A 13,036-nucleotide genomic window follows, 5' to 3' on the forward strand; every position below is an offset into this window, starting at 1 on the left:
GGATGAACTTGCACCACAAAGGCGAACACTATCGTTCCTACACTGAATTTCTCCCTCCGCCTCCTCGCTTCACTTGGAAGCAGACCTTTCTCGACACGTTAAGGCCTCCCGGTTTATCGGGAGGCCTCTTTGCTTTGCCGCTTTAAGATCCGGGCCTGGCTTAACGCAACGTCAGCCTATTACGGTCAATTCTTTGGGGAAAGTCGTCAATACGTCCACGCCGTCCGCGGTTACGATGACATCGTCTTCGATTCGGACGCCGCATTCGCCTGCCACGTAAATACCCGGCTCGACCGTAAAGCACAGACCTTCCGTCACGAGTTCTTCGTTGGCCCCGTGCACGGACGGATATTCATGCACATCCATGCCTAATCCGTGCCCCAGGCGATGCATAAAATACGGCCCGTATCCGGCTTCGGCGATGACTTCGCGCGCGGCCGCATCCACCGAAGCGAGCGTGACGCCCGGACGGGTGTGCGCGATCGCGGCCAGGTTGGCGGCAAGCACCGTTTCGTAGATGCGGACCGACTCGTCGCTCGGACGTTCGGCTACGGCGAAGGTGCGGGTAATATCCGACGCATAGCCGTCCAGATAGACGCCCATATCGAACATAAGCATATCGCCGGCCGCGATTTTGCGTTGACCCGGATTGCCGTGCGGCAGCGCCGTTTTGTCGCCGGTAAGCACCATCGTATCGAACGAAGGGCCCTGGGCGCCGAGTTTCTTCATTTGATATTCCAGTTCGGCCACGATCTCGATTTCGGTGACGCCCACGCGCACATGCTTGATTCCTTCGGTCAGCACCGCTTCGATCAAATGGACCGCCCGGCGCAGCTTTTCGATTTCTTCCGGCGTTTTGGCGGCGCGCAGCGCGCTCAGTACACCGCCCACATCGGCGTAGTTCGAAGCTTGAAGCGCCGCGTTCAGACGTTCGAACCGGGCGACCGACAGATGATCTTTTTCGATGCCGAACGCACCCGAAATACCGCCGATCCAGCCCTGCAGCAGAGCGTACGCATCATCGGTATCGCTGTGGGTACGAATCAGCGCAACGGAAGATTGGGCTTTGGCCGCTTCCAGATCCAGTGCCGGCACGACCAGGAACGGTTCATCGTGCTTGGGAACCGCAAGTCCGAGAAACCGCTCGTGCGGATCGGAGAAAAATCCGGTCAGGTAGCCGACGTGTTTCGGATCGGTAATCAGTACGCCTTCAAGCGACTGCTGCTCCATATGGGTTCTAAGCTGTGTCCAGCGGTGATCGTTCATTCTTTATCCACTCCCGTAAATGATCTTTTTATGATTTTTTGCAAACTGCCGTGTACATCGCCTTCGAACAGTCCGCCGTGATAGCACAGCACCCGCTCGATATCGAGTTCCAACAGTTGATTCAGCGAAGCGGCGGCCTGGTCCATGTCCAGCGTAAAACGCAGTTCCGACAGTGCCAGTTCGCCGTCTGCGATCCGCAGCGCATCGCCCGCGATCAGCAGTTTGTCGTGCGGGACGTAGAGGGAGATATGCCCCGGCGTATGCCCCGGCGTATGTCCGGGCGTATGCAGCACCCGAAGCCCGCCCTGCAGCGGAAGCTGTTCTCCATGTTCCAACACTCTTGTCACGCGGCCCGGAACGAGGACATCCAGCATGTTCCGGATCGGCTCGCGCCGCTCCGGCGGTATGTTCTCAAGGTGCCCCGGCTGCATTTTGATCAGCGGCTTCTCGCCTTCGAGATACGGACGTTCGTCCCCGTGCGCCCATACTTCGACGTGCGGCAGCCGCTGCAGCAGTTCGGGCAGCGTGCCGATATGATCGGCATCCTGATGGGTCAATATGAGGCGTTTGATCGATTCGGGTTCCAGGCCGGCTTGGCGAATATGCTGTTCCAACTGTCCGAACATGCCCGGCAGTCCCGTATCGACCAGCGTCAACCCGTCTTCGTCGGCAAGCAGGGCCGCATGGAACCTATTTGCCGTTCCTCCGTCCAGCGTCAATGCCAGATCTGTTATTCCCGCTGTAATTTTCATGAGTATCGCCGGATGACCGGCCGCACCTCCTCTGAATTTCGGTTATCGCGCCGCACCTGTTCGTACGGAGTTTACGCTTTTTATTATAGACCATGAAGCGAAGAGGAGCCAAAAATACAGCGTGCTTCCAGTATCAGGGTTGACATTTTTCATAAAGACAAGCTATGATAAGTTTACTATTTGGCAAAGGAGGATGGCAGCAATGATCGTCGTTAACCGTTTGAAAGCTCATTTGACAATCGAACAACATTCTTTCGTTCTGCCTGTCCTCGACGGGTGCGGTTTGGTCTGACTATTTCGGTGCCGCCGATTCTTTTCTGTGCAGGGTTTACCTGAACAGGATAACGGGTCGCGGCTTCGCGGTCTGCTGATGTTTTCCGGTCAATTTCGATTGACGGAGGGGCGCGGCAGCCGGGAATTCCCGTCAATCGTTCAGGCCCGACCGGCATAGCCGCGGACGAGAGTTCGCGGCTTTTTGTTATGCTTTTTTACCTGTATACCTCCCGATTTGTCCAAATAGAAAGGAATGGATTTTTATTTTAAACCCTATAAATCAACACCTGCTGAAGACTCCGGCGGAAGCCGAAACTTATTACCGTGAAGTACGGCTGCCCAGCGGCAGCGTGCATGTATACGCGGATGAAGAGATGTACGCGGGACTCGATCCCCGGATTTTCGAGATGGCCGGGCGCAACCTGCAGATTCCCGGTATCCGTTATATGGGCTATACGCCGGATGTTCATGTAGGCGTCGGAACGTGTATCGGCACAACGGCGGTCTGGGACCAAGAAGGCGGAATGGTCTCTCCGTCGATCGTCGGCAGCGATATCGGCTGCGGGATGAGAGTCCATCTGACCAATCTGCACCGCAGCGATATTCAGGATCTTCGGCTGCGCCGCAAGCTCGTCAACCGGATTGAAAAATATCTGCCGATGGAAGCGCACAAGCGCGGCGCGTTCTCCGATCTGCGGATGGACCATATCGTGCAAAAAGGACTCAAAGGACTGCCCAGCAAATATTTGCCGGAAAGCGTGTCCGCCAAACGTTCGCCTTCGCTGACCCATGTGGAGCATGCTCGATTTGCTTTTGATCCGGAAGAGTTGAACGCGGTGTCGGACAACTACTGGGTCAAAGGACTGCGCCAGCTGGGAACGCTTGGCGGCGGCAATCATTTTGCGGAAATTCAATATATCGAGATCGCGGAAGAAAACCGTGCGATCGCCGAACAATGGGGGCTGCGCGACGGCCAGGTTGTGGTCATGATCCACTCGGGCTCGCGCGCCTGGGGAGCGATGGTCAGCCAGCACTACACTTCGATGGCGGCACGCGCCATGACGCGGCTTGGTCTGGGGACAGATGATCCGAGACTGGTCTTCGCGCCGCTGGATTCCCCGGAAGGACGCCGCTATACGGACATGATGGCTTCGGCGCTCAACGTCGCGGTAGTCAACCGCCACCTGATCGCGTATGCGATCCGCGAAGCGTTCCTCGACGTATTCGGTTCCAAGTTCGAAATGAATATCCTGTACGACTTGATGCACAATTACGCTTGGGAAGAACGGCACGGCGAACGCGACTATTTCGTCCATCGAAAAGGAGCGACGCGGGCGCTGCCGCCCGGCCATCCGGATAATCCCGCCATTTACCGGGATACCGGCCATCCGGCGCTTATTCCCGGCTCAATGGGAACGGCTTCCTACATCATGGCCGGCCTGCCCGGCGGGATGGATAATTATCATTCGATCTGTCACGGTGCCGGACGAATCCGTTCGCGTACCGCAACCAAAAAGTCGGTGACCGTGGATGAATTCGAAGCCGCTCTGAAAGTCGGAACCGAAGAAGAAGTGATCGTCAATCATAACTCGCTGGGCGTGATTCTGGATGAATCTCCGCAGGCTTACAAAGACGTCGATCGGATTGTCGGCAGCGTTACGGGAGCGGGACTCGCTTCCGTCGTCGCCAAATGCAGACCGCTTGCGGCAGTGAAAGGAGCAAAAGTTTAATATGGAACACAAAGTCAAAGTACGGTCAAATCAGGATCTGCCGAGCGGAGGGCAGGTGATCCCTGCCGCTCAAGAACGCGTGATTGTCGCTTACGAACCGGGCAATCCAAATATGGCCGAATATGAATCTTACGCCCGTGTGACCCGCGGGATCGAAAGTATGCTCGAGGAACGATACGGCTTGACGTACACGCTGTACGCAAGCGACGACGGCAACCACGATTATTGGGAGCTGCTTGAAGAAGATGTCAAAAAGGGCGCTCCCGAAGTGGAGTGTGCCGGCCGGATCTACGAAGGTATCGAAGGGCGGACATTCGCTTACGACGAAGACAGCAGCACGCCGGAGTACACGATTCATCCGGCTATCCGCAACAATGTATTCGTGTATCCCGATCAGGGCGTAGCGCTGGCGCGTATCCCGATGTTCCGTCAGCACGGCATTTACAGCGAAGATTTTGTATTTGCGACGGGCGACGAAGCCATCAGCTCTTTCCTCAGCGGGGTACGCAGCCGTCAGCGCAATCGAGACAAAGACCGCATTACGGTCTTTACCGATACGAATAACGGCATGCAGCGGGAAAGCGAGCCGATCACCCGTGCGGTATCGCGGGACGACGTTATCCTGCCCGAGCCGCTCAAAAAAGAAATTTACCGGTCGCTCGATCAGTTCTTCGCCTCGGACCGGAGCTTCTACCGCAAGCACAATCTGCCGTTCAAACGGGGGATTCTGCTGTACGGCCGTCCCGGCAACGGCAAGACGACGCTGGTCAAATCGATTGCCGGCAGCGTGCAGGGCCCGGCCGCTTATTGGCAGATCACGGAATATACGTCGAGTGTATCCGTACACGAAGTGTTCGAGACGGCTGCCCGGCTTGCGCCGATGGTTCTGGTGATCGAAGATATCGACTCCATGCCGCAGGGCGTACGCTCGTTCTTCCTGAATACGCTGGACGGCGCAACGTCAAAAGAAGGCATCTTCCTGATCGGCACGACCAACTATCCGGACAAGATCGATCCTGGCCTGATGAACCGGGCGGGGCGTTTCGACCGTTCGTATGAAATCAAGCTGCCGGACGCGGAACTGCGCCGCGTGTTCCTGGAACGCCGCGGGCTGCTGGAGTTCGTCTCGAAGGAAGAAATGGACCGTGCCGTATCGCTGACCCAGGGATTCAGTATGGCACAGCTGGGCGAGCTGTATGTATCGGCTGCTCTGGATTGGAACGAACGGGGATCGGCGGACATGGCCGCGATCGTTCGGTCGATGAACGGAGAACTGAGCAAAGAGAAAAAAGGAAGCTGGATGGACGGCCAAAACGGCGGAATCGGCTTCCAATTGTAATCTAACCTGTCATACACCCGTGAAAACATGAAAAACACTCACTAATTTTGTTTTAGTGAGTGTTTTTTTGCGAAAATCATATCTTCTTATGAAAATATAGCTCCCATATGTATTGTCATTCTTTTTTTTCTTGCCTATAATGCGTCGTAAAGGCTGGGCAGCAAGCAGAAAAAGAGAGAGTGGAGGCATTCTATGGAACAGTTTTTTAACGGGTTGTCAGCAGTGCTCTGGAGTACGCCGGTCATTTATACGTGTCTGGCAGTAGGTTTGTTGTTTTCGATTCTGACTCGTTTTATGCAGGTACGGCATTTTGGAGAAATGATCCGATTGATGTTTCATGGCAAAAGTTCGGCTGCGGGAGTGTCTTCGTTTCAGGCTTTGAGTATCGCACTGTCGGGCCGTGTCGGAACAGGGAATATTGCGGGCGTCGGAACGGCAATCGGGTTGGGCGGACCGGGGGCGGTGTTCTGGATGTGGGCAATCGCCTTTATCGGAGCGGCAACCGCTTATGTGGAATCGGCGCTCGGCCAGGTATACAAAGTAAAACAGGACGGACTGTACCGGGGCGGACCTGCGTATTACATAGAAAAAGGGATCGGCTGGAAATGGTTTGCGCTGATCTTCGCTCTTGCGGCGCTTCTGGCGATGAGCCTGCTGATGCCGGGCGTCCAATCCAATTCGATCGCCGTGGGTATGAATAACGCGTTCGGAATTCCGACTTGGGTAACGGGAATCGTAGTGGTCGTACTGCTTGCGGTTATTATATTCGGAGGCGTTCGCAGTATTGCGAAAGTAGCGGAAATCGTGGTGCCGTTTATGGCGATCGCCTACATGCTGATGGCGGCTGTCATCATCGTCATGAACTTCGATAAAATCCCCGATGTGTTTGGTCTGATTTTCCGCAGTGCTTTTGCTTCCGATGCTGCTTTTGGCGGTTTGATCGGTTCTGCGATTGCGTGGGGAGTCAAACGGGGGATCTACTCCAATGAAGCGGGACAAGGAACCGGGCCTCACGCGGCTGCAGCCGCTGAAGTTTCCCATCCGGCCAAACAAGGATTGGTGCAAGCTTTTTCCGTATATATCGACACGCTGCTGGTCTGTTCGGCAACTGCGTTCATGATCTTGTTCACCGGCATGTATAATGTCGCGGACGGAAACGGAGGATTTATCGTCGAATTCCTGCCGGGCGTCGAAGAAGGAGCCGGTTATACGCAGGCGGCGATCGAATCAGTGATTCCGGGACTCGGTGCAGGATTCGTCGCGATCGCTTTGTTCTTCTTCGCTTTTACGACGATCATGGCGTATTACTATATTGCGGAGACCAACCTGGCCTATCTGTTCAGAGGCAAAAAGCTGTTTTGGCCCGGTATGGTGCTGAAAGTTGTTCTGCTGGGCGCGACTTATTACGGAGCGGTCAAAACGGCGGCGCTGGCATGGACGCTGGGAGATATCGGCCTCGGCTTGATGGTCTGGTTGAATGTGATTGCGATTCTGCTGCTGGCCAAGCCTGCGCTCAAAGTACTCAAAGACTATGAGCGTCAGAAGAAAGAAGGATTGGATCCGGTCTTCGATCCGGAAGCGCTCGGGATACGCAATGCGGAGATTTGGCATGAGATCAATCCGGTCCAGCCTAGTTCGACAGCAGGTCAACCGGATATGCAAAAGTAAAAGAGTAAGCGTAAAAAGCCCCTTCTTCGCTGTTGGCGAAGAAGGGGCTTTGTGTTGAGCATACCAATCGGTCAACCGCTTAGCGGATTAGATAATGCGGCGGCGGAGCCAGCCGGAGATCAGATCGATCAGGATGACCAGGACGACGATGCCGAGCAGGATCACGCCGACACGGCTCCAGTTGCGGGTCTGAAGCGCGAAGAGCAGCGGAGTTCCGATCCCGCCCGCGCCGACGAGACCCAGAACGGTCGCGGAGCGGATATTGATCTCGAAGCGGTACAGGGCGTACGAGATGAACTGCGGAATGACCTGCGGCAGAACGGCGAAGCGCAGTACCTGCAGCTTGCTTGCGCCGCAGGCCTGCAGCGCTTCGCGCGGGCCGTCGTCGACCGCTTCGATCGTCTCGGAATACAGCTTCGCAAGCATGCCGATCGAGTGGACGCCAAGCGCCAGTACGCCGGCAAATGCGCCGGGACCGACCGCGACGATAAACAGGATCGCCATGATGATTTCCGGGAAGACCCGGATAACCGTCAGCACGAACTTGCCGCTGCCGGAGATGACTTTCAGACGGCTCATGTTGGCCGATGCCCAGAAGGCGAACGGAATACAGAGGAAGGCCGAGATAAACGTGCCCAGAATAGAGATGGTCAAAGTCTCCAGCAGGCCTCGCAGCAGATCTTCGCCTTCCGGCAGGTAGACATAGTCCCAATCGGGATGGGTGAAGCCTTCCCAGATCGAAGCCATGACCTGAACGCCGTATTCCTGGATGCCTTCGAATTTGAGTCCCGATAGCGACCAGATGAACAGGAGGATCAGAGCGACCCCGACCAGCCAGTTGCGGATGATCGGACTGCGCGATTTGGAAGGAACGGTCTGATTCATAGCAATTTCCTCCGTAGGTAAGTACTGGCGTAATCGATCAAGAGGACGATTACAAGCGTAAGAAGAATAATGATCGATGCGCGGTCATAACGCAGCGAGTTCAGCTGCTGATCCAGATGCAGACCGATACCACCGGCGCCGACGAAGCCGAGTACGGCAGCCGCCCGTACATTGACTTCGAACGCGTACAGCACATACGAGAAGAAGTAAGGCAGCGCCTGCGGAATTACGCCGAATACGATCAGTTGAATTTTGTTGGCGCCTACGGAAGTCATCGCTTCAAGCGGACCCGGATCGATCGCTTCGATCGCTTCGTACGTCAATTTGGCTACAAGGCCAAACGAGAAGAAAACGAGTGCGAGCATACCGGCGAATGCGCCGATGCCGAATACGGCAACGAAGATCGCAGCGAACAGCAGATCGGGAATGGTCCGAACCAGGTTCAACACCATGCGCACCGGAATGCTGACGATTTTTTTCGGAATGACATTGGTTGCGGCCAGCAGGGCGACCGGAACGGCCAGGATCGATCCGATCACGGTCGCCGCAATCGCGATTTGTACCGTTTCGATCATCGGTTCCCAGATATCTTCGGCATAGCTCCAATCCGGTCGGACCATTTCGCCCAGAATCCGGTTTACGTTGTCTCGCGCGTTGGCGCTGAACAAATCAAAGAAATTCGCATCGACCTGATAGAAACAGGCGATCAGTACGATAAGGAACAGCAGCCAGGTAAGAAGCGCCTTGTAGCGCTGAGGGCCTTTCGAGTCCAGAGTCGGCGCCGGTTTTTTGGAAGGCGGAGGAGGCGGTGCGCCCACTTCCGCCGATTCCGGCGTAGGAGCAGGCGTCATACGGTCACGCCTCCTTTTGCAGCCTCGGCCGCCAGCAGCTCGTCTTCATGGATCGGACGGCCGTAAATCTCGGCAAACTTGGCATCGGTCGCTTCGGAGACGGGACCGTCGAATACGACTTCGCCGGCACGCAGACCGATGATGCGGGTTGCATATTCACGTGCCAGATCGATAAAGTGCAGGTTGACGATCGTGGTGATCTTCAGTTCGCGGTTGATCCGCTGCAGATCGTCCATGACTTGGCGGGTCGTCAGCGGATCCAGCGACGCGACCGGTTCGTCGGCCAGAATGACTTTGGGTTTCTGCGCCAGAGCGCGGGCGATCGAGACGCGCTGCTGCTGGCCGCCGGAGAGCTGATCGGCGCGGATATACGCTTTCTCGCGAATATTGACGCGGCTGAGCGCGTCCAGTGCAATCTCGGTGTCTTCTTTTGGGAAGTAGCCGAACATGGTGCTGAACGTGGAGTGATAGCCGACGCGGCCCGACAGCACGTTCCGCAGAACGGTTGCGCGCTTGACCAGGTTGAAGCTCTGGAAGATCATGCCGATATCACGGCGGATCCGGCGCAGCTGCTTGCCGCCCGCCCGGGTTACCGACTTGCCGTCGATCGTAATCTCGCCGGAACTGATATCGTGCAGACGGTTGATCGAACGCAGCAGCGTCGATTTGCCGGCACCCGACAGACCGACGATCACGACAAATTCGCCCTCGTTGATCTTCAGGTTAATATTGTTGAGGCCGATCGTGCCGTTGGGATACTGCTTGACTACATTTTTGAATTCAATCATCATTGCCCGCTTTCTCCGATTTCGATCTTCTGACCCGCAGAAGCGAACCGGTTGAATTTACGCGTGCTCCAAACGCCGCACAGCGCCGCTTGCGGCTGTGAAAACCGCAAGCGGCGCTGCATGGAGAACCCGGATGAACGCGTTCAAATCGATTTTACCGAAAGTATACCATAGTGCCGATGAAGCGGTGAAGACTTAAACCTATTCGATCTTTTGGCCGACGGCTTCTGCGGATTCGCGAACAATCTTGAAGTTGGCGTCGTCGCCTTTTACGTAACCTACGTGTGTGTACACGTCGTTGATGATTTTTTGACCTTCCGGATCTTCACCCAGTGCGATGAAGGCGTCGGAGATTTTCGTTTTCCATTCGTCCGTCATGTCGCTGCGTACGCTGACGGTATCGTTCGGAATCGGGTCGGTCGAGAACAGGATTTCCGTTTTGTCGAATACGTCCGGCACGTCGCCTTTGACTGTGTTGCGGGCATCCTGGAAGACGGCAACCGCGTCAACTTGTCCGTTCAGCAGAGCCAGTACCGCTTGGTCGTGACCTTTGAGCGTTACGCCTTCGACGTCTTTGCCCGGATCAAGACCTTCTTTGATCATGGCTGCTGCAGGGAATACGTAACCGGCGGAAGACGTTACATCCTGCCAGCCCATTTTCTTGCCTTTCAGATCTTCCAGCGTTTTGATTCCGGAATCTTTTTTCACGAGGATCAGGGACTTATAGAAGTCGACTTTCTCTTCGGTTGGTGCGCCGGTTGCTTCTTCAACGCCGTAACGTTGGGCTTGCAGCAGCAGGTCGGCCGATTTTCTTACATCGTGAGCCAGTACGTAAGCGTTTGGAGGCAGGAAGCCTACATCGACTTGTTTCGCGGACATGGCTTCGATGATCGTATTATAGTTGGGAGAGACGCTGACTTTTACGGGAATGCCCAATTTGTCGCCGAGCAGTTTTTCAAGCGGTTTTGCTTTGGCTTCCAGCGTCTCCGCGTTTTGCGAAGGAACGAATTGTACGGTGAGTTCTTTTGGCGCGTAGCCTTCTGCCGTCTTGCCTTCGTCGGTGGATGTGCCGCCCGAAGCGTTATTGCTGCTTCCGCATGCTGCCAGGCTCGCCGTAATTGCTACAGACATGCAGATCGTAAGTACTTTTTTGAACAAAATCTTTTCCCCCTCAGGTTTGGTTGGTTATGTGTGTTGCATGCTCGCGGCTCGAAGCCGACAAACAGAAGTGTACCAGCATTTTCCTCGGGATGAGTAAAGTTGGAACGCGATTTTTGTTAAAACCATGTAAAACCGAAAGCCGTCCCTTGCGAAAAACACGCCGAAGTGTCATCCTATTCAAGCCGGGAAAATGGGAAACGCTTTGTCTGACAGCTCAAATAAGCGAACGATCAAGCATCCAATGTTAGTTAATGTTTTGCTTTTTCTTTAACTACCACCGGTAAATAAAGCTTCACCAAAGATAATATCACAAAAAACGAAAATTGCACGGGTTTTATCTGAAAAAGTCACGGTAAAAATTTCAAAAAATATCCAAACGAAAAACCGTGGAATGAAATCTTACATACTGGAGGAGAGTAAACTGAGTATTAAAGCGAGCCTCAGAGTGCTTGAAACGACGGACCTGCATGTTCATATGATGAATTATGATTATTACGGAGATCGTCCCGTGCTGGACTACGGATTCGCGCAGACGGCAGCCCTGATTCGCCAGGCGAGAGCGGAGTGCAGAAACGTGCTGCTGTTCGATAACGGCGATCTGCTGCAGGGCAATCCCATGGGGGATTATGTGGCGTCCGGCGGCATTCTGGACCGGACCGGGCGGATCCATCCGGTGTACGAAGCGATGAATAGTCTCGGCTACGATGCGGCGACGCTCGGCAACCACGAATTCAATTACGGGCTGGAGTATCTGGGGCAGGCACTGAAAGGTTCGGCTTTTCCCTATACGAACGCCAACTTGTATCTGGACGGGGAAGAAGGAGTGAATAGTCCGCATTATCTGCCGCCGTATCTGCTGCTCGAACGCACCATCGAAGACGAGCAGGGCGGCGTTCATCCGATCAAGATCGGAGTGATCGGCCTTGTGACTCCGCAGATCATGAACTGGGACAAAGCCAATCTGGAAGGCCGTCTGAAAGCGAAAGATATGGTGGAATCGGCCAAAACGTTCGTACCGAAGCTCAAAGCGCAAGGAGCGGATCTGGTGATCCTGCTCGCCCACTGCGGTTATGAAGAAGTGGAAGAAGCGCCGATGACGGAAAATGCGGTGCTTCATCTGAGCCGGGTTCCGGACATCGACGTTATTTTGTTCGGGCATGCGCACAAAGTTTTTCCGGGACCGGCTTTTGCGGGCAAAGAAGGGGTCGATCCGGTTCAGGGCACGATCAACGGGATTCCGGCGGTCGAAGCGGGGTATGCGGGCGACCATCTCGGCGTCGTTGATCTGGAACTGGAATGGACCGGCGGCAGCTGGAACGTGACCAAGGGCCGCGCCGAAGCGCGTCCGGTCTACGATGCGACCGCAGCGGCGGCACGGGTGCGGACAGACGAACAGGTGGCGGATTCGCTGAGCGAAGCGCATGCGGGCACGCTGTCCTATATCCGCACCGCCGTCGGCGAGTCGACGGAGCCGATCGACAGTTTCTTCGCGCTGGTCTCGGACAGCGCTTCGGTGCAGATCGTCAACGACGCGCAGCGCTGGTATTTGCAGCAAGAAATGCGGGGTACGCCGTATGAAGGACTTCCGGTGCTGGCGGCCGGCGCGCCGTTCAAGACGGGAGGACGCTACGGTCCGGCGTATTATACGAATATTCCGGCGGGGCCGCTTGCAGTCAAGCATATCGCCGATCTCTACAACTATCCCAATACCCTGTGCGCCCTGCTGCTGACCGGAGCGGAGATCAGGGAATGGCTGGAATGGGCCGCGGGTCTGTTTCTTCGGATCGATCCGCAGGGCGGGGACGGTCAGAGTCTGATCGATCCGGATTTCCCGTCGTTCAACTTCGATATTATCGACGGGGTTTCGTATACGATCGATATCTCGCAGCCGGCCAAGTACTCGGCTTCCTGCGAGCTGCTGCACGCGGAAGCTTCGCGGATCGGCGATCTTCGCTTCGAAGGACGTCTTGTGGGAGCGGATGAACGCTTCGTGATTGCGACCAATAACTATCGGGCATTCTCCACGCCGGTCGCCAATCCCGACGGACAGCGGATCATCCTCGCTTCGCCGGACGAGAATCGGCAGATTCTGACCGATTATATCCGCAGCTCCGCTTCTCTGGCGCCGACGGCGGATCACAATTGGAAGCTGACCGGCGTGCCGGCCGGATTGAAAGTCCAGCTGCTTTCGTCGCCGGACGCACGCGCAAACGGACTGCCTTCGGGGATTGTTTTCGCCGGTATGGCGGACGGGGGCTTCGCCCGCTTTGACGTCGAAGTGTCCGCCCTGGGCGGGAGATAACCTACGCCCCTCCCGATTCCA

10 protein-coding genes are annotated in these 13,036 nt (G+C 55.6%); 4 read left to right on the plus strand and 6 right to left on the minus strand.

Annotated features, from left to right (window positions below):
* Positions 1–171 precede the first annotated feature (171 nt).
* Together HRQ60_RS18850 and HRQ60_RS18855 are read right to left on the minus strand one after the other, a co-directional pair.
* Positions 172–1,266: a M24 family metallopeptidase gene (locus HRQ60_RS18850; RefSeq protein WP_172198780.1), complete on the minus strand. Its 1,095-nt coding sequence runs from the start codon at positions 1,264–1,266 to the stop codon at positions 172–174.
* Complete coding sequence (locus HRQ60_RS18855; protein WP_172198783.1) at positions 1,263–2,018, minus strand: MBL fold metallo-hydrolase; 756 nt, start codon at positions 2,016–2,018, stop codon at positions 1,263–1,265. The genes HRQ60_RS18850 and HRQ60_RS18855 overlap by 4 nt, the downstream gene beginning before the upstream one ends.
* A gap of 647 nt (positions 2,019–2,665) precedes the next feature.
* Here HRQ60_RS18855 and HRQ60_RS18860 point away from each other — a divergent pair.
* The 3 genes from HRQ60_RS18860 (at position 2,666) to HRQ60_RS18870 (ending at position 7,028) form a co-directional block, all read left to right on the plus strand.
* Positions 2,666–4,021, plus strand: coding sequence for an RtcB family protein (locus HRQ60_RS18860; RefSeq protein WP_172198915.1), 1,356 nt, complete (start codon positions 2,666–2,668; stop codon positions 4,019–4,021).
* Between the two features lie 112 nt (positions 4,022–4,133).
* A complete protein-coding gene (locus HRQ60_RS18865) occupies positions 4,134–5,360 on the plus strand; it encodes an ATP-binding protein (RefSeq protein ID WP_172198918.1) in 1,227 nt (408 codons plus the stop codon).
* A gap of 192 nt (positions 5,361–5,552) precedes the next feature.
* Positions 5,553–7,028, plus strand: coding sequence for an alanine/glycine:cation symporter family protein (locus HRQ60_RS18870; RefSeq protein WP_172198786.1), 1,476 nt, complete (start codon positions 5,553–5,555; stop codon positions 7,026–7,028).
* Between the two features lie 87 nt (positions 7,029–7,115).
* On the opposite strand, the gene phnE (HRQ60_RS18875) is transcribed toward HRQ60_RS18870, so the two are convergent.
* The 4 genes from phnE (HRQ60_RS18875) to HRQ60_RS18890 all read right to left on the minus strand — a co-directional run bounded on the left by phnE (HRQ60_RS18875) (position 7,116) and on the right by HRQ60_RS18890 (position 10,710).
* Positions 7,116–7,913 (minus strand): phosphonate ABC transporter, permease protein PhnE, encoded by a 798-nt coding sequence (phnE, locus tag HRQ60_RS18875; RefSeq protein ID WP_172198789.1) that lies wholly within the window; start codon positions 7,911–7,913, stop codon positions 7,116–7,118.
* Positions 7,910–8,764, minus strand: a complete 855-nt coding sequence (gene phnE, locus HRQ60_RS18880; RefSeq protein WP_246281403.1) for a phosphonate ABC transporter, permease protein PhnE — start codon at positions 8,762–8,764, stop codon at positions 7,910–7,912. Before phnE (HRQ60_RS18880) ends, phnE (HRQ60_RS18875) begins: the two co-directional genes overlap by 4 nt.
* On the minus strand, positions 8,761–9,552 hold the full coding sequence (gene phnC / locus HRQ60_RS18885) for a phosphonate ABC transporter ATP-binding protein (RefSeq protein ID WP_172198924.1): 792 nt from the start codon (positions 9,550–9,552) through the stop codon (positions 8,761–8,763). Before phnC ends, phnE (HRQ60_RS18880) begins: the two co-directional genes overlap by 4 nt.
* 201 nt (positions 9,553–9,753) lie before the next feature.
* The gene (locus HRQ60_RS18890) at positions 9,754–10,710 is read right to left on the minus strand and encodes a phosphate/phosphite/phosphonate ABC transporter substrate-binding protein (RefSeq protein WP_172198792.1); all 957 of its coding nucleotides are present in this window, start codon (positions 10,708–10,710) and stop codon (positions 9,754–9,756) included.
* Positions 10,711–11,104: 394 nt separating this feature from the next.
* On the opposite strand from HRQ60_RS18890, the gene HRQ60_RS18895 reads away from it, so the two are divergent.
* Positions 11,105–13,015 (plus strand): bifunctional 2',3'-cyclic-nucleotide 2'-phosphodiesterase/3'-nucleotidase, encoded by a 1,911-nt coding sequence (locus tag HRQ60_RS18895; protein ID WP_172198795.1) that lies wholly within the window; start codon positions 11,105–11,107, stop codon positions 13,013–13,015.
* Positions 13,016–13,036: the final 21 nt, after the last annotated feature.

Origin of the sequence: Saccharibacillus qingshengii (assembly GCF_013185195.1) — a bacterium.
Lineage (GTDB): Bacteria > Bacillota > Bacilli > Paenibacillales > Paenibacillaceae > Saccharibacillus > Saccharibacillus qingshengii.